This is a genomic window from Streptococcus sp. AM28-20, assembly GCF_003603595.1.
Classification (GTDB): domain Bacteria; phylum Bacillota; class Bacilli; order Lactobacillales; family Streptococcaceae; genus Streptococcus; species Streptococcus ilei.
In genome coordinates, this window is sequence record NZ_QTNK01000002.1 from 322319 (window position 1) to 341182 (window position 18864).

Below are 18864 nucleotides of genomic sequence, written 5' to 3' on the forward strand. Positions count from 1 at the left end.
GGGACAAAAGTCCTAGCCTCTCAATTGTCTTTGGATTGTCGAGCAAGACGCAGTGGTTGAGTGGGCTCTACTACGCTGATTTCATCAGCTTTTACAGCCCTACTCAACTGTGCGGAGGTGGGACGATGAAATCGAATTCTAACGAATGACCGACTTCTGTCCCACTCTCATTTTCTATCTATGAAAAATGAGCTAGGTAATCAAACCTAGCTCATTTTTTGTATGGATTTGATTAGTACAAGTCCAAGTAGTTATCAATTTCCCATTGTGAAACGAAGGTTGCATAGCTTGCCCACTCGATGCGTTTGGCTTCTAAGAAGCTCGTGTAGATGTGTTCACCGAGAGCATTCTTAACTACTTCATCTTCCGTCAAGGCTTTCAAAGCATTGTGAAGAGTAGATGGAAGATCCGTAATTCCAGCTTCTTTACGCTCTTCAGCTGTCATGATATAGATATTCTCTTCGATTGGTGCTGGCGCTTCAATCTTGTTCTCAATCCCATGCAAACCAACTTCTAAAAGAACAGCCATAGCGATGTATGGGTTAGCCATCGGATCTACGGAACGCAATTCCAAACGAGTTCCCATACCGCGTGAAGCAGGTACACGCACCAATGGGGAGCGGTTGCGTCCAGCCCAAGCGATGTATACAGGAGCTTCAAAACCTGGTACCAAACGTTTGTAGGAGTTGACAGTCGGGTTCATGATGGCTGTGTAGTTGTAAGCGTGCTTGATCAAACCACCAAGGAAATGATAAGCTGTTTCTGACAACTGCATTCCTTTTGGATCATTTGGATCAAAGAAGGCGTTGTTCCCTTCGGCATCAAACAAGGACATATTGCAATGCATACCAGAACCAGCGATACCAAATTTTGGTTTAGCCATAAAGGTTGCATACAAACCATGTTTACGAGCAATGGTTTTTACAACGAGTTTAAAGATTTGAATCTTGTCACAGGCGCGAAGAACTTCATCGTACTTAAAGTCAATTTCATGCTGACCTACAGCCACTTCGTGGTGACTGGCTTCTACCTCAAATCCCATTTGGGTTAAGACATTGACGATCTCACGACGAGTGTTATCCGCAAGGTCTGTAGGTGCCAAATCAAAATAGCCACCCTTGTCATTCACTTCAAGAGTTGGGTCTCCATTTTCATCCAGTTTAAAGAGGAAGAACTCTGGCTCTGGTCCAAGGTTGAACGATTTGAAGCCAACTTCTTCCATGTGACGAAGAGCACGTTTGAGGTTTCCACGTGGATCTCCTGCAAATGGTTCCCCTTCTGTTGTATAGACATCACAAATCAAGCCTGCGACACTACCGTTCTCATCTCCCCAAGGGAAAACAGTCCAAGAGTCCAAGTCAGGATAGAGATACATATCAGACTCATTAATCCGAACAAACCCTTCGATAGAAGATCCATCAAACATAGCCTTGTTTGATAAAACTTTTTCCAACTGTTCATCTGTCGCTGGAATTTCAACGTTTTTCATGGTTCCTAAGATATCCGAGAACATCAACCGAATAAAGGTTACATTTTTTTCTTTGACTTCGCGACGAATATCTTCAACAGTAATTGACATGTGTGTCTCCTTATGAATAAAGCAATAAGTAAAAAGAATGATCAGCGTAACTGACCATATGGCGATGAGGTCGTATGAAAGCGACTTTGCTGAAGAATATCGCGATGAAGGGCCTTGCGAACTTCCTTCTCGCTAACTACCTTGGCAGCTTGGCGTTTAGCTTCTTTCTCAGCAATCCGTTTTTTGATTCCTGCAATATTAAGGCCTTCAGATAAGTAATCCTTAATCTCCAACAGGCGATCCATATCGTTGAGAGAAAACATCCGACGATTGCCCTCTGTACGATCCGGAGTAATGAGTTGCTGATCTTCGTAATAGCGAATCTGACGAGCTGTTAAATCTGTCAATTTCATAACACTACCAATCGGAAAGACCGCTAACGTTCGTCTTAATTCCTTTTCTTTCATATCCGACCTCCTTTCCCTTCTATTATAACGCAAAAAAAACCGATGTCAAGATTAAAATGTCATATAATCTCACATGGGTTTTCTTTTTTCTTTTATAAAGTCTCGAATGCGATCCACATCTGAATTAACTAAAATCGCTACAAAGACACCGATAAAGGTTTCAAAAATGCGGGCAAAAACATATAGGAAAGTTTCACCTGTAGGAATCGAGAGAGTAATAATCAGCATAGCTGATACGCCTCCGATAATTCCGGCTTTATTGTTCATGGCGACATTGGTCATAATGGTTAACATGGTCGCAATCGGTACAAAAATCAGGGTGACCCAATAGGCATCGTGGAAGAGGATCTTGATCATAAAGAATAGCAGAGCATAAAAACCACCGATGCTGTTGCCCATCACACGCGAAGCTCCGAAGTAAACACTCTTATCAAAATCTTCTCTCAAGCTAAAAACAGCTGTCAGAGCCCCAATTTGCAGTCCTCTCCAACCAAAGATACCAAAAATCAATAGAACCAGAAAAACGGCTATCCCTGTTTTGAAGGTCCGCATTCCCAATCGAAATTTGGAACGGTCAAATTTATGTCGTTTAAAGTAATCCATTGTCCCCTATCTTTCTATCTCTTTTATTCTAACATATTTCCAGAAAGGTTCAAGCAGGGAAATGAGGAATATCTGGTTCCCTTCTACTCTCGTCCAATAGAAAAAGCACCTTTCAGTGCTTCTTCTATGGTGTATGAGGAACCGTCTTATTTTTCAGTCAAAGCTGCAAGTCCTGGAAGAACTTTACCTTCAAGGAGTTCCATTGAAGCTCCACCACCAGTAGAGATCCATGAGAACTTGTCTGCACGACCAAGGTTGATCGCTGCGGCAGCTGAGTCACCACCACCGATGATTGATTTAACGCCTGGTTGTTTAACGATAGCGTCCATGACACCGATTGTACCAGCTTGGAAGTCAGGGTTTTCAAATACACCCATAGGTCCGTTCCATACAACTGTTTTCGCACCAGTCAAAGCTTCGTCAAATTTAGCGATAGATTTAGGACCGATATCCAAACCAAGGAAGCCTGGGTCAACTGCTTCACCTTCAGTGTCTTTCACTTCAGTGTAGTCAGCAAATGCGTTCGCTTCTTTTGAGTCAACTGGCAAGATCAATTTGCCGTTTGCTTTTTCAAGAAGAGCTTTAGCGACATCCAATTTGTCTTCTTCTACAAGTGAGTTACCGATTTCGATACCTTGAGCTTTGTAGAATGTGTAAGTCATCCCACCACCGATAAGAACTTTATCAGCTTTTTCAAGCAAGTTTTCGATAACACCGATCTTGTCTGAAACTTTTGAACCACCAAGGATAGCCACGAATGGACGTTCTGGAGCTTCAACTGCTTCTTGGATGTAGGTAATTTCGTTTTCAAGAAGGAATCCAGCAACAGCTTTTTCAACGTTTGCTGAGATACCAACGTTAGATGCGTGCGCACGGTGAGCTGTACCGAATGCATCGTTTACGAAGATACCATCTCCAAGTGATGCCCAGTATTTACCAAGTTCAGGATCGTTTTTAGATTCTTTCTTGCCATCAACATCTTCAAAACGAGTGTTTTCAACCAAAAGAACTTGTCCGTCTTCAAGAGCGTTAATCGCAGCTTCCAATTCAACACCACGAGTAACACCTGGTAGGAAAGCAACGTCTTGACCCAATTTAGCAGCCAAGTCAGCCGCTACAGGAGCAAGTGATTTACCTTCTTTATCAGCTTCTTCTTTTACACGTCCAAGGTGAGAGAAGAGGATTGCACGTCCGCCTTGCTCAAGAATGTACTTGATTGTTGGAAGAGCGGCAGTGATACGGTTGTCATTTGTGATCACGCCATCCTTTACAGGAACGTTGAAGTCAACACGAACGAGAACTTTTTTCCCTTTCAAGTCAACGTCTTTAACAGTCAATTTTGCCATTGGATATGACTCCTTCTATTTTTTATACATGATAATTATATCACAAAAGATGTAAAAGAGGTAGAAAAATAGTGGATTTCTACTTCATAATAGCCTATCTGGATTGATACTCCTGATTCAGAATCTACATCATGAAACCTCCCTTGTTTTTCACAAAGGAGGTTTATGATTGATTTTAACTTTTTTAAGCCTCTAGAAAACCTTACTCTTCTTTCTTCTTACCGGCCAAGAGGAAGCCTCCAAGTGCCGCTAAGAGTACAGCTTCTGCTGCAAAAGAAGCCTCTAAACTTGCAGTTGTTGGCAATTCCTTGTCAGTTTCTTTGCTGGTTGGATCTTGTTGAGAAGAATCTTCTTTAGACGGTGTTAAGTAACGACTCAAAACTTGTTGAACTCGTTGATCCAGAAGATCTGGTCCATTTTCCTTTTGATTCAATGGATCAGTTGGTTTCGTCGGATTCAATTGTTCTGGTGATGTTTGATTGTTATCCGGTTGGTCTGGTTTTGTTGGATTCTCCGGCTGAATCGGTTGATCTGGTGTCGCAGGTTTCTCTGGCTGGATCGGTTGGTCCGGTGTCACAGGTTGATCTGGCTGGATTGGCTGATCCGGTGCCTCTATCTTTTGAGTTTTGTAGACAATCGCATAGTGAGTAAAGTGTGGAGCTGTGAAGATGACTACATCTCCTACACGCTCAAAGGCTAAAGATTGAGGTGCTTGACCTTCTGGGAAGAAGAGGACTTGCTCCACTTCTTTATCCTTATCCACAGGTATTTTCACAAGTGATGGATGATGGGTATCCACATCTTGACCACTTGCATCGACTCCTTCGATATCAAAGATAGCCGCTTCTCGTCCCTTCAGCTCTTCTTTTTCTGCCTGATTTGCTTCAACTTTCGCGACTTTCAACCCCTTAACAACAGTAGGTTCCAAATTAGAGAACTGAACTTCAACTCCAGTTGCAGGGTCTACAAAGACAGCCGGCTTATCTTCTTTCAAGAGCGCAATCAAGGTTTCTAGACCTGTTTTTGCGGTTGCGAGCGCTTCAGGAGTGAGTTCTGAAGAGGCTAGGAGTTCTTTATTTTTCTCAACCAGTGCCTTCAAAGCATCACCAGAAGGATGATTTGGCTTGCTTGCTAATAGAGTGGTCGCTTCCTCTGTCAGAGCAGAGAGAGTTTCTTTTTCTTTTGTTAGATTGGCTTGTCCATCCAAGGCTTTCAAGAGAGCGGTCAATTGGTTCAACTGCTCATTGACTTGATTTTGTGTGCTGGTATCATGCTCTTTCAAGACTTTTTCAGAAGCAGCTATTCCAGCCAACAAGGCTTCTTTGACTTCAGGAGTGGCAAAAGTAAAGTCTACTTTGGCTTTTGCAGCTTCAGCTTCAGCCAATTTTTGCTTGAGGTATTCATCATTGAGAGCTGGTTTTGGATTCACGAGGACATCAAAGCTTGTGCTAGCTCCCTTGTAATGGACGGTGATAGTTTGACGACCTTCCTTGCTCGCATCAAAGCCAGTTACTTCAACACCTTCATCGGTCAAGGCGTGCGTTTCAGTCGTTTCATCTTCAAAGACGACTGTAAAGCGTCCGCCTTCTTTTTCAAATGCTTCTCCGACAATATATTCGACTTTTGGTTTGTCAGTCAATTCTAGACCAGCAACGGCTTTTTCACCTGCTTCCTCTGCACTGACCACAAAAACAGTGAGAGTCTTATCCAATTTCTGACCAAGATAAGAAACTTCTAGGTGTTGTTCTCCAAGCTTGTTACTGTCAAATCCATGAATCTCTACACCTGAGTTGGTGAGGTTGACCAGTTGATCTGCTTGTCCATCTTGATAATGAACGCGAAGAGTCGCTCCTTTCAAGGAGAGAGCATCTCCTTTTCTGTAGACCTTCTTAGCTAAGCCCTCTTCTAATTGAACTCCACTAATTTCTTTATCATTTTTTGGAACTTCAATCGCTAGAACATTACTGATCTCTTTTCCTGGTGCTTGTGCACGATAGTAAAGAAGAGACGGAGTCGATTCAAAAGCGAGCGGTTTAAAGATCAGATTTCCAGCTTGATCGGCTGTCATAGTCGCAATTGGGCTAGTCGCTTCTTTATCGGCATAAAGTGAAATCGTTGTATTCGCAGGTACATCCTTAAAGCCAACCTGGACAAAATGATTGCCTAGGTTTTGCGCTGCAGCATCCTTCATCGGGATATTGACTGTTTCGGTATCTAAACTTTCATACATTTTCCAGTTATAGATTCGAATAGCTTGCCATGGAGTCCCATTATCGGCTGTAATGACATGGAGACGCCAATCTTGGGCCTTAATCGGTTGATCGAGTGTAATATCTGACACATGGGCTTTGTTACCACGGACTTCCTTGGCCAATTTCCACTCGCCGGCTTCGTCCTTGTAGTAAAGATCGAAGTCACGGGTATTCATCTTGCCATCATCGACAGATTCACCACCCGCACCTGCATGGTCCATAACCCAACGAACAATGGTCCTTGGTTGTGTCAAGCGAATATCGACAGTTCCACTCAATTGAGCCGACGACCATTTATCTGAAAGACTCGTAATGGTACCATTCAACATCCCCTCGATACCTTCACTACCATCTGCATCTGGGAAACTTGAACCGATGACTTTCGCCCCAATCACTACGTTTGGCGCCAATGCTTTTGGTAGGCTGGTATCCGACACTGTCATACCCCAATCAAAGGCTACAGTTCCCGCATCTGAACGTTGACCGTTCTTCCCAACAGCAACAACCTTGAGTTCTTGAGTGGTCCCTTCAGCACTTGCTGAACGACTAATTTTTGGAAGATAGACAGTTGTCGCAGAAGACCCTGTTAAGAGACGCCAGTTATCGCCATCTTTCTCATAGACTTCATAATAATCTGTATCCGCAACTCCTTTAAAGTTTAGGACTGCTTCTGCTTCTTGCGCATTTTGCAGGCGTTTGCCTTTCACGGTTACTTCAGAAGGAGCAGCTGGTTTTTCTTGGTTCGACGTAATAGACAATTGACCGAGATTGAACTTGTAGTCTTTGACATCTGTATCATGGTCAAAGAACATCTTAACGGCATAAATGGTCTTGCCAGCTAGGTCTCCCAAATCGAAGGTTTGAGTGGACCAATCTGCGTTTGGCGTCAATTCCTTCCATACGTATTCCGAGTAATCTTCTTTTGTAGCAACAGCTACCCAAGCAGCCGCACCAACCCCACCCTTGTGAGAGACACTTAATTTTGTTGTTTCTGTCACAGGGATCTTGGTCGAATAGAGCATGACATTTTGACTGCTATTAGCTTTCAAATCGCCTTCAAAGGTTAGAGAGTTTCCTCCATTATAGGCTTGATCAAAGTCATAGCGCCCTTTCAATGGCGTGCTGTCTTCACTATGTTCTACCCACCAACGCCATGTTGGAAGGTAGCCAGAGACGGATCGGTAATTCCACTCGCCATCTTTGGAAATTTTTCCATCTACAAACCAATATTTTCCGTGACCAGTATTGAATGAAGTATTAAAATCAGCATTTGTGATCGGAGTTTTATCCACGACTAGATTGGACATCCCGTACCAAGATTGATCTGCTGGTTTTCCTTTGGTTGGATCACCTTGGAAACCTGTCCAGAATAGATCTTCATGGGTATGATACCCCTCTCCTGTCTTTCCTAGACCCGTAATGGTGTCAGGTGCATAAAGCCCCAGGGATAGACGCAACTTGCCATGTTCATCTAAAATCGCATTCCAGTCCACATTGGTCTTATAAGAGCCCCCTTTTTGAAGTTCGAGTCCTGCTAAAACATCATACGGATTGCGCTGAATCCATTTGGCTGTGCTGATAGAATAATCAACTTCTGATTTGCCCCAGTTAAAGTTGGCAAAGAAGGTATCAACTGGATTTTCCCCATTTTCAGGTTGCATGAAATTGTAGTTGTATTCACCCAGTGCATTTTCATGGTAACGACCATATTCATAGGTCATGGCATCATACCAAGAGTACTTGATAGGGTAGTTAATACTCTTCGCATACTCCTTGGTGTAAAGAAGAAAATCTCTTAATTTTGGTCCTAAAGGTTCTACTAGGTTCCCTGTCGTTTCTTGGTTAATAAAGTAGCCATCGAAACCATAATACTTAGCTAGATCAACTAATTTCCGTGCGATCGGGAAGGTTTTAGAGCCTTCACTATCTTCTTTCAAGGTTTCTGCAAAATGCTCTTGATCCTTGATGCTACTAGACCAGTTATAAAAGAGTGTTCCATAGATGGGCACCCCATTTCGGTGAGCAGCATCAATCACATCCGCTGATGGTACCAGACCTTCCCAGAAGACCATGGAATCCAAATACTGCCAATAGTCAAAAGCATAGGCCTTAAACTCTTCCCCACCGACGGAAGCATGATCCTTAGCCTTTGAGTTCATGTTAGACAGAGCCTGAATCTTTGCATCAGGGTTTGCTTGCTCGTTGATTTGCTTCCCTTGAAAACGGCTAGCGAGGGGGACACTTGCTCGGTTCAAATCATCATCTACTCGTTTACCAGGTTCCCATTTCAACAAATCGTCCCATGTATCAAATTTGACCTCTTTCGGTCTTAATTGTTTTTCTTCATTAGTTGGTAAATCTTCTACTTTTTCTGTGCTTGCTTTTGGCTGTTCTGTCGCTGAAACCGCTGGACTATCTGTGGTCGTCGGGCTAACTTCGGGAGTTGCTGAAGTGGCTTCCTCAACTGGTTTCGCTGATTCTGTAGTTGGCAAGACAGCATCTGCAGTGTAGACACCAGCTTCTCTGATTAAATGATTTACATCTTCTGCAGTTGCTGAAGTGGCTTCTAAGGGTTGTTCATTCGCAGCATGCGTCTCATCCGCTGAGACAGCCCCCGTTCCTAAAAATGCCAATCCAATCAGTGCAGAACAAACTCCTACACTGAATTTTCGGATACTAAAACGTTGTTGTTTTTCAAATTGATGACCTTTCATCATGACCTCCATCTTATTTTACTAATTTCCAATCTCCTAAAACACTTCTCCTTCGCTCATGTGCAATCGCTTACATTTTTGTTTAATTGGAAATCTTCACTCAGATTTAGTTTACCCCTTTAAAGAGAGGTCTGTCAATCCATTTTAGCAAATCCTATAATAAGGTGAGGAGGAACTAAAAAAAGTACAAAAAAAGAGGAGGTCACCCTCCTCTCATCATACACATGAATTATTTAGCAATTTTTGCGAAGTATTCAAGAGTACGTACAAGTTGTGCAGTGTAAGACATTTCGTTGTCATACCATGAAACAACTTTAACCAATTGTTTACCATCAACGTCAAGAACTTTAGTTTGAGTTGCGTCAAACAATGAACCGTAAGCCATACCTACGATATCTGAAGATACGATTGGATCTTCTGTGTAACCGTATGATTCGTTAGCTGCTGCTTTCATAGCTGCGTTCACTTCATCAACAGTAACGTTCTTTTCAAGAACTGCAACCAATTCAGTAACTGATCCAGTTGGAGTTGGAACGCGTTGTGCAGATCCGTCCAATTTACCGTTCAATTCTGGGATTACAAGACCGATAGCTTTAGCAGCACCAGTTGAGTTAGGAACGATGTTAGCTGCACCAGCGCGAGCACGACGAAGGTCACCACCACGGTGTGGTCCGTCAAGGATCATTTGGTCACCAGTGTAAGCGTGGATAGTAGTCATCAATCCTTCTACAACACCAAAGTTATCTTGAAGAGCTTTAGCCATTGGAGCCAAGCAGTTTGTAGTACATGAAGCACCTGAGATAACTGTTTCAGTACCATCAAGAATGTCGTGGTTAGTGTTAAATACAACTGTTTTAACGTCGTTTCCACCAGGAGCAGTGATAACAACTTTCTTAGCTCCACCTGGGTGCAAGTGTTTTTCAGCAGCTTCTTTCTTAGCAAAGAAACCAGTTGCTTCAAGAACGATTTCTACACCGTCGTTAGCCCAGTCGATTTGTTCTGGATCACGTTCAGCAGAAACTTTAACGAATTTACCGTTAACTTCGAATCCACCTTCTTTAACTTCCACAGTACCGTCGAAACGACCTTGAGTTGTGTCATATTTCAACAAGTGTGCAAGCATAACTGGATCTGTAAGGTCGTTGATGCGAGTAACTTCAACACCTTCTACGTTTTGGATACGACGGAAAGCAAGACGACCGATACGACCGAAACCGTTAATACCAACTTTAACTACCATTCGTGATTTCCTCCTTATGAAAATCAAAAAATTTTTATGTGAAAAGAGTAACTTGATAGGTTACAAATCATCTTTCAACAATATTATTATATACTTTCTTCCCCTAAAATGCAACTGATTTCAGTAGGATTAGAAATATTACACAAACTTTCATATTCATTTTCACTATCTCTTATGAGGAAGAGGGGTTGAACTCTTTCGAATCAAAAAAGCCTTCCTCCTAAGAGGAAAGCTTTTAGCTAGACGGCAAAATTATGCTTCACCTTTAGCTTTTTTAATGATTTCTTCTTGTACTGATTTCGGTACATCTTCGTAGTGGTCAAATACCATCATGAAGGTACCACGTCCTTGAGTTGCAGAACGAAGGACAGTAGCGTAACCGAACATTTCAGCAAGTGGTACATAAGCACGAACGATTTGGCTTGCACCGTGTGCTTCCATACCGTCTACACGTCCACGACGAGCAGTTACGTGACCCATAACATCCCCAAGGTTTTCTTCAGGAACTGTGATGGTTACAAGCATCATTGGTTCAAGGATAGCTGGTTGTGCTGATTTAGCTGCTTCTTTAAGAGCAAGAGATGCAGCGATCTTGAAGGCAGTTTCAGATGAGTCGACATCGTGGTATGAACCATCGTAAAGCTTCGCTTTCACGTCAACCATTGGGTAGCCAGCAAGAACACCGTTCGCCATAGATTCTTGAAGTCCTTTTTCTACTGCAGGGATGAATTCACGTGGAACCACACCACCGACGATTGCATTTTCGAACTCGAATCCTTTTCCTTCTTCGTTTGGAGTAAATTCGATCCAAACATCACCAAACTGACCTTTACCACCAGATTGACGTTTGAAGAATCCACGTGCTTGTGTAGAAGCGCGGAATGTTTCACGGTAAGATACTTGAGGAGCACCAACGTTTGCTTCAACCTTGAATTCACGTTTCATACGGTCAACAAGGACATCCAAGTGCAACTCACCCATACCAGAGATAACTGTTTCACCAGTTTCAGGGTTTGTTTCAACGCGGAATGTTGGATCTTCTTCAGCCAATTTTTGAAGGGCAATACCCATCTTGTCTTGGTCTGCTTTAGATTTAGGCTCAACCATCAATTGGATAACTGGTTCTGGAACTTCGATTGACTCAAGGATAACTTTTGCTTTTTCATCTGTCAATGAGTCACCAGTTGTTGTATCTTTCAAACCAACAGCAGCTGCGATATCTCCAGAGTAAACTGTTTCGATTTCCATACGAGTGTTGGCATGCATTTGAAGGATACGTCCGATACGTTCACGTTTACCTTTAGTAGTGTTCAATACGTATGAACCAGAGTTCAAGACACCTGAGTAAACACGGAAGAACGTCAAACGACCTACGAATGGGTCAGTCATGATCTTGAAGGCAAGCGCTGCAAATGGCTCTTCGTCAGATGCTGGACGTTCTACTTGTTCGTCTGTATCTGGGTCGATACCTTTGATCGCTGGGATATCAAGTGGGCTTGGAAGGTAGTCAAGGACCGCATCCAACATCAATTGAACCCCTTTGTTCTTGAAGGCTGAACCACACAATACTGGGAAGAATTCAACATTGATAGTCGCTTTACGGATACCAGCTTTCAATTCTTCGTTAGTGATTTCTTCACCTTCAAGGTATTTCATCATCAAGTCTTCGTCAGTTTCAGCAACTGCTTCGACCAATTTTTCGCGGTATTCTTGAGCTTGTTCAAGGTATTCAGCTGGGATATCTTCTTCAAGAATATCTGTACCAAGGTCGTTGGTGTAGATTTCAGCTTTCATCTTGATCAAGTCGATGATTCCACGGAAGTCATCTTCTGAACCGATTGGCAATTGGATTGGGTGAGCATTTGCTTGAAGACGATCGTGGAGAGTGCTTACTGAGTAAAGGAAGTCAGCACCGATTTTATCCATCTTGTTCGCAAATACGATACGAGGAACTCTGTATTCAGTTGCTTGGCGCCAAACAGTTTCTGTTTGAGGCTCAACACCTGATTGTGAGTCAAGAACGGTTACAGCACCGTCCAAAACGCGGAGTGAACGTTGAACTTCGATCGTGAAGTCCACGTGTCCTGGTGTGTCGATGATGTTTACACGAGTGTCTTTCCATTGAGCTGTTGTAGCCGCAGAAGTGATAGTGATACCACGTTCTTGCTCTTGCTCCATCCAGTCCATTTGTGACGCACCTTCGTGAGTTTCACCAATTTTGTGAATCTTACCAGTGTAGTAAAGGATACGCTCAGTTGTAGTTGTCTTACCAGCATCGACGTGAGCCATGATACCGATATTACGAGTTTTTTCAAGTGAAAATTCGCGTGCCATGAGGTTTGTTTCTCCTATATTTTTTATTTCTATACTATTATAACATGATTTAACAAAAACGGATAGGCAGGACCTACCCGTTCTCAGTGTTCTCATGTATGTGTTGGTTTCAACTTACAAATAAGTTGAATTGAACTAAAGAGCGGACCGAGCTCAATTGAACCCGGGCTAAAAGCTCGGAAAATAGATAAGCTTTCCTAGAATCTTTGATTCTTCGTCAAGCTTCCTAATTTTCAGTCGCTTTTTTAACGCCCTTAGTATCTTAATCTTACCAGCGGAAGTGTGCGAAGGCACGGTTAGCTTCAGCCATACGGTGAGTGTCTTCACGTTTCTTAACAGCTGCACCAGTGTTGTTTGCAGCATCCAAGATTTCTTTAGCAAGGCGGTCAACCATTGTGTGCTCACCACGTTGACGAGCGATTGTTACCAACCAACGAAGTCCAAGTGTTGTACGACGTTCTGGACGAACTTCAACTGGGACTTGGTAGTTTGATCCACCAACACGACGTGCACGTACTTCAAGTACAGGCATGATGTTTTCCATAGCTGTTTCAAATACTTCAAGTGCGTCATTTCCAGTAGCTTCTTTGATTTGCTCAAAAGCACCGTAAACGATTGAAGCTGCTGTACCACGTTTACCATCAAGCATAACGCGGTTGATAAGACGAGTAACTAGTTGTGAATTGTAAAGCGGATCTGGCAATACGTCACGTTTTGGAGCTCTATTTTTACGACTCATTTCTCTTTATCCCCTTTCCTTATGCTTTTTTCGGACGTTTAGTACCGTATTTAGAACGGCCTTGTTTACGATCGTTAACACCTGCAGTATCAAGTGCACCACGGACGATATGGTAACGTACCCCTGGAAGGTCTTTTACACGTCCACCACGAAGAAGCACCACGCTGTGCTCTTGCAAGTTGTGTCCGATACCTGGGATGTAGGCAGTAACTTCGATCAAGTTGCTCAAACGTACACGAGCAAATTTACGAAGGGCAGAGTTAGGTTTTTTAGGTGTCATAGTTCCAACACGAGTTGCTACACCACGTTTTTGTGGTGAAGAAACGTTTGTTTGAACTTTTTTATGACTGTTGTAACCAACGTTCAAAGCTGGTGATTTAGATTTTTCTACTTTTGATTTACGCGGTTTGCGAACCAATTGGTTAATTGTAGGCATCTACATTCTCCTGTGTTTTTTTATTTTTGGTGATGATACACTTGGTGACAGCTATCATCTGTGTGTACTTTTGCAACATTTGTCAGCACGTCCCTGTACACTCTTGAGAGACCAAAAGTAAAAAGTACCGTCTATTATTGTAACATAGCGGTACTTTCACTGTCAAGATTTTTTTCTCTTTTTTGCACGATTGCTTCTTCTTAAAACCGTGCTAAATTATTGTTCATATTGTTGCGTTACAGCTGGAATTGTAGCATTCGAAACTTGAGGAACTTCATTGGACTGATATTGAGGAACTTCTGCCGGAACCACTTGTTGAGGTTGCCCTGTTTGACTAGCTTGATTCGTATCAGTTGATTGAGTATTCTGGTTGGTTTGCATTCCATAGTAGTCTACAATGTACTGAATTCGAGCTTGGAAGGCCTGTTTCTTTGTTTCGTCCTTCACTTTTTCCACGGCTTCTCGGGCAGCTGTTAAGGTTTCTTGGGTTGCAGTCGTTTCAAAATGAGCGACTGCCTTTTCTGCATCTTCAGCGATTTTCGCTTCCTCTTCTTCTTTTGCTTTTTTAGGGTCTTTCTTTTTAATAGGAAGAGAACCTGTCTTTTTGGCTTCTTGTTTCACCACTGTAACTTGGTCTGCAGAATTTTTTCGAACCGTATAAAGCCCACCGACAAGAACTCCTGTCAAGATGAATATCGTTGCCAATCGAAGCCATAGGGGGCTACGATCAAAACGGTCTAAAATTGTTTTCATTTTCCTATCTCCCTCTCCAGACTTAATCCTTATCGAAAATATTTCCGATTTCTACATCAATTTTATTTTCTGCTACATCAATGTTGGTTACACGTAGAAGTGACTTGTGATCAAATAAATCTTTACTTCTAGCCGAAGCATTGTCCGCAAAAATAGCGACTCCTGCTAACTCTGATTCAAACTCAGCTAAGAGGCTAACCATCCCACTGATAGTTCCCCCCCCTTTAAGGAAGTCATCGACAATCAAGACACGGCTGCCTGCTTTCAAACTGCGTTTGGACAAAAACATTTTCTCAATCCGATCGCCACTGGAACCTGATACATAGTTCACACTGACCGTTGATCCTTCTGTAATTTTTAGATCTCGTCGCACAATGACAAAGGGAACATTTAAGACATTGGCTACCGCGTTTGCTAATGGAACTCCCTTGGTTGCCACCGTCATAACAGCATCGATTTTTTGATCTCGAAAAGCCTTGGCAATAATGCGCCCAATATTATTTAGGATTTTTGGATTGCTCAACAAGTCTGAAAGGTAGATATAACCACCTGGTAAAATCCGATTGCTTTCTGACAATTGATTGCACAAGTTTTGGACAATTTCTCTTGAATCTGCATCCGAAATCGATGGTGTAAAGATGACCCCTCCACCTGCCCCAGTGAGAGTTTCAATGTGTCCAATTTCCATTTCTTCAAAGGCCCGTTTAATAATAACAATGTCCTCAGAAATAGAGGATTTGGCAGATTCATATTTCTCCGCAAATGTATTTAAACTTGTCAATTCGTAGGGATGATTAATCAAGTAGTTCGAGATCACAACCATCCGCTCACTTCTTCTTAGCTTCATTATCTCTCCACATAGTTTTTTATTGTATTATACCATATTATACCAAAAAACGAACATTGTTAGTCTTACAACATTCGTTTCTCGTTTTTTTACTAACAAACTAAGAGAAGGCTTTTTTGCTCTAGTTTATTAGGAATCTTTTAAATTTGGCTTATAGAAGGAGCGGTTATCCAAGGCAAAAATTTTATTGGTCATTTCACCAGGACCCACTAAAGCCAAGGCTGAAGTCATCATCATCATTTCAGCATCTAGATTATCAATCATATGAATGATCTCTGCTTCCATAATTTTCGGACGAACTGGACTACCATACTCTAATAGACCATGGTGACTTAAAATGACATGTCGTAACACAATCACATCTTCTTTTTGATCATCAATCTTCAGCTCTTGTAAGACCTTGGTAATTTCTTCATCAATCAGAGCAATGTGTCCGATGAGATTCCCCCTGACCGTATATTCCGTATTTTCAGGACCTGAAAGCTCCAGTACCTTGGCAAGATCATGGAGCATGATCCCTGCATAGAGGAGACTTTGATTTAATTGAGGGTAAACTTGAGAGATGCTCTCGGCCAATCGAACCATGGTTGCTGTATGATAGGCCAAGCCAGTTTCAAAAGCATGGTGGTTGGTTTTGGCCGCAGGATACGAGTAAAACTCCTTGTCGTACTTGTTGTAGAGCGCCCTCACCACACGTTGCCAAACTGGATTTTCTATCTTGAAAATCATCCCCGACAGGTAATCTTTCAAATCAACTGGATTCACCGGAGGTTTTTCTTTAAAGTCTGCTGGATTAGACGGTTCCCCGCTTTGAGGCAAACGCAAGGTCAATTGATTGACCTGGGGCGTATTGTTGTAGACCTCCCGGCGTCCGCTCATATGAACTACGCGACCAGCTTGGAACTGCTCCACATTATGCGGCTGAGCATCCCACAATTTTCCTTCAATCGTGCCTGTCTCATCTTGAAAGACAAAGGCAAGATAGTTCTTTCCAGCCCGTGTCTGACGAACATCTGCTGACTTAATGAGGTAGAAGCCTTCAAACAATTCGTCTTTTTTCATTTGATTAATTTTGACCATCATCTTCTCCATCTTCTAAATTCAATAGGCTTGCCATATCTAGATTTTCTGACGTTTCTATACTTCGAAGAGTACGCTCGATAGCATTTGTTCTTCGGTTTAAGAGTTCATCGATGTTTCCAGAAGCATGTTTCAACTGCCGTTGGGTCTTTTCTAAAACGCCTCCAAATTTTTGGAACTCTGTCTTGACTGAAGCAAGGACCTTGCTAATATCATCTGCACTGCGTTGAATATTCAGAGTCTTAAATCCAACCGATAAGGAATTTAACAAGGCTGAAAGAGTACTTGGCCCCGCGACGACGATCTGTTCCTCTCTTCGGAGACGATCAAAGAAGGCTGGGTCGCGGACCACTTCTGAATAGAGGCCTTCCGTCGGTAAAAAGAGAATCCCAAAATTAGTAGTGGCAGGCGGATATAGGTATTTTTGATGAATGTCCTTGGCAAATTGTTTAATACTAGCCTGAAGGAGCTTGCGACACCGTTCAATCTCCTCTTTCTCTCCACTTTCATAAGCTTCTTCCAGTCGGTAATACCCCTCCAGAGGAAACTTAGAGTCGATTGGCAGATAAACGTATTCCCCTCTTACCTGACCAGGCATCTTGATTGCATACTCGACGCGTTCGTTGGAATGGGGAACTGTTACAAACTCTCTCTCGTATTGGGCAGGAGTTAGGATATCTTCGATGATCTGGCCCAGTTGAAGTTCTCCCATAATCCCACGGGTTTTGGTGTTAGAGAGGACCTTATTGAGACTCCCCACATCTCTAGCGACCGTCTGCATTTCCCCAAGGCCTTTATTAACCGACTCCAATTGTTTGGAGACAGTCTCAAAAGAGGTTTGGAGACGACTATGCAAGGTTTTTTCCAACTTTTCTTCGACCGTTTGACGCATCTGCTCCAACCGCAAATCATTGGAGGCTTGAATCTGTTGCATCCGCTCGTCCGTTTTGTCTCGGTTTTTAGTAAAATTCTCAGCAAGTTCTGCTCGTAAAGCAGTCGTTTGCTGATGCATTTCTGTCCGTAATTCCATAAGACGGTCACTGATCGCCATCTCTATCTGCTGGCCAGTGATTCGCTGAGCTTGTCGCTCTCTCTCAAATCGGTAATCCAGCTGATCCGAAAGATGATCTTCTTGGTCCTCCAGTAAGTCACGGACCTGTTTGTTATCAGCTGTCCGTTGCTGGTAGAGCAAGAAGAGCAAGACAAGATTTCCCACTCCTAATACAAAAAGGATTAATTCCATCTTATTTCCCATCCTTGCTATAAATGATAACAGCATAGCCTCTATCAACGCTTAAGGTGATCGGCTGATTGCTAAACTCGTTGGAACCATAAATAGCCTTTTTAAAATAATTGGTCTGATTTAAGGGATACTTAGCTCCTTCAATTTGGATGGAAGCTCCCTCAACTGGCATAAAAGCTACATAGGTATAGCCTGCTATAGGCAGAATGGTATGGCGGCCTGCTGGACGATAGCAGAGATAATTTTGTTGGTCCATCAAGTAAAGTTGCGACATAAAGGGTGCAATCTCTGGATCGCTGGGCAAAAAAACGCTGGCCAAGTGGTGATCCATGCGACCACCAAAGGCTCCAAAGATTAGAATTTCCGCTTGAGGCCAACGTTCTACTACTTCCTTAATCGCCAATTCCAGGTCAGTATCATTTTTTTCTGCTACCGAAGTCCGTAATTCGTGAGCCGCAGATTGAATCCTCTGGAATTCTTCTGGCTCAACAGAGTCAAAATCTCCAACTGCTAAAGATAGTTCCAGCCCTTGCTCTAATAGGAAAAGGCAACCTGCATCCACTCCGACATAAACATCCAAGTCTAACGGAATGGTTTCCACTTGGCCTCCAGCTACAATCGCAACCTTAGTCTTGGATGGCTGCTCGAAGGGTTTGAACTCGTTCATTCACATCTCCATTAAATACATAGGAACCTGCTACAAAGACGTTTGCCCCTGCTTCTTTCGCAGCGTGAATCGTCTTGTCGTCAATTCCCCCATCCACTTCAATATCGAAATCCAAGCCTTTCTCTTCACGCAATTGAACCAATTGACGAATCTTATCCATGGTTTCTGGCAGGAAGGCTTGCCCACCAAATCCTGGATTGACAGTCATGACAAGTACTTGATCCACCAAGTTCAAAATGTGTTGGATACTTTCAACAGGGGTTCCTGGATTGATGACCACACTTGGTTTTACCCCTGCCAAACGAATTTTTTGAAGGGCCCCATGGATGTGTGGAGTCGTTTCTACGTGAATGCTAATGATATCTGCCCCGGCACGCGCAAACTCTTCGATATGTTGCTCAGGATTGGTCACCATCAAGTGACAGTCAAAAACTAGCTTACTGTGAGGACGCATACTAGCAACTACACCCGCACCAAAGCTGATATTCGGTACAAAGTGGCCGTCCATCACATCGATGTGAGCGTACTCCGCACCAGATGCTTCCAATTTCTTCAATTCACTTTCAAAATTTGCATAATCCGCACTCAAAATAGATGGGGCTAATTTGTTTGTTTTCATATTAT

The 18864-nt window shown here is 42.8% G+C and carries 15 protein-coding genes; all 15 read right to left on the reverse strand.

All coding sequences use genetic code 11. The features are described from left to right. Positions 1-232: 232 nt before the first annotated feature. The 15 genes from glnA to rpe all read right to left on the reverse strand — a co-directional run bounded on the left by glnA (position 233) and on the right by rpe (position 18859). The gene (gene glnA, locus DW738_RS06690) at positions 233-1579 is read right to left on the reverse strand and encodes a type I glutamate--ammonia ligase (protein ID WP_023024488.1); all 1347 of its coding nucleotides are present in this window, start codon (positions 1577-1579) and stop codon (positions 233-235) included. 41 nt (positions 1580-1620) lie between these two features. After that, positions 1621-1986, reverse strand: a complete 366-nt coding sequence (locus DW738_RS06695) for a MerR family transcriptional regulator (protein WP_023024490.1) — start codon at positions 1984-1986, stop codon at positions 1621-1623. A gap of 69 nt (positions 1987-2055) precedes the next feature. Then, the gene (locus DW738_RS06700; protein ID WP_123159590.1) at positions 2056-2589 is read right to left on the reverse strand and encodes an aromatic acid exporter family protein; all 534 of its coding nucleotides are present in this window, start codon (positions 2587-2589) and stop codon (positions 2056-2058) included. Positions 2590-2735: 146 nt separating this feature from the next. Further along, positions 2736-3935, reverse strand: a complete 1200-nt coding sequence (locus tag DW738_RS06705) for a phosphoglycerate kinase (protein ID WP_023024494.1) — start codon at positions 3933-3935, stop codon at positions 2736-2738. Positions 3936-4137: 202 nt separating this feature from the next. Continuing rightward, positions 4138-8901 (reverse strand): bacterial Ig-like domain-containing protein, encoded by a 4764-nt coding sequence (locus DW738_RS06710; protein ID WP_123160644.1) that lies wholly within the window; start codon positions 8899-8901, stop codon positions 4138-4140. A gap of 229 nt (positions 8902-9130) precedes the next feature. Continuing rightward, complete coding sequence (gene gap, locus DW738_RS06715; protein ID WP_006595530.1) at positions 9131-10141, reverse strand: type I glyceraldehyde-3-phosphate dehydrogenase; 1011 nt, start codon at positions 10139-10141, stop codon at positions 9131-9133. Between the two features lie 252 nt (positions 10142-10393). After that, on the reverse strand, positions 10394-12475 hold the full coding sequence (gene fusA, locus DW738_RS06720; RefSeq protein ID WP_023024498.1) for an elongation factor G: 2082 nt from the start codon (positions 12473-12475) through the stop codon (positions 10394-10396). Positions 12476-12743: 268 nt separating this feature from the next. Continuing rightward, on the reverse strand, positions 12744-13214 hold the full coding sequence (rpsG, locus tag DW738_RS06725) for a 30S ribosomal protein S7 (RefSeq protein WP_003003105.1): 471 nt from the start codon (positions 13212-13214) through the stop codon (positions 12744-12746). Positions 13215-13233: 19 nt separating this feature from the next. Further along, entirely contained in the window at positions 13234-13650 is a 417-nt protein-coding gene (rpsL, locus tag DW738_RS06730; RefSeq protein ID WP_001142333.1) for a 30S ribosomal protein S12, read from the reverse strand. 216 nt (positions 13651-13866) lie between these two features. After that, the gene (locus DW738_RS06740; RefSeq protein WP_023024500.1) at positions 13867-14403 is read right to left on the reverse strand and encodes a hypothetical protein; all 537 of its coding nucleotides are present in this window, start codon (positions 14401-14403) and stop codon (positions 13867-13869) included. A gap of 22 nt (positions 14404-14425) precedes the next feature. Beyond that, on the reverse strand, positions 14426-15250 hold the full coding sequence (purR, locus tag DW738_RS06745; RefSeq protein WP_042507484.1) for a pur operon repressor: 825 nt from the start codon (positions 15248-15250) through the stop codon (positions 14426-14428). A 129-nt stretch (positions 15251-15379) separates the two neighbouring features. Continuing rightward, on the reverse strand, positions 15380-16330 hold the full coding sequence (locus DW738_RS06750) for a 3'-5' exoribonuclease YhaM family protein (protein ID WP_023024504.1): 951 nt from the start codon (positions 16328-16330) through the stop codon (positions 15380-15382). Next, entirely contained in the window at positions 16317-17573 is a 1257-nt protein-coding gene (gene rmuC / locus DW738_RS06755; protein WP_123160645.1) for a DNA recombination protein RmuC, read from the reverse strand. Before rmuC ends, DW738_RS06750 begins: the two co-directional genes overlap by 14 nt. Position 17574: 1 nt before the next feature. Beyond that, positions 17575-18240: a thiamine diphosphokinase gene (locus DW738_RS06760; RefSeq protein WP_123160646.1), complete on the reverse strand. Its 666-nt coding sequence runs from the start codon at positions 18238-18240 to the stop codon at positions 17575-17577. Further along, on the reverse strand, positions 18200-18859 hold the full coding sequence (gene rpe, locus DW738_RS10355; RefSeq protein WP_042361263.1) for a ribulose-phosphate 3-epimerase: 660 nt from the start codon (positions 18857-18859) through the stop codon (positions 18200-18202). Before rpe ends, DW738_RS06760 begins: the two co-directional genes overlap by 41 nt. Positions 18860-18864 lie beyond the last annotated feature (5 nt).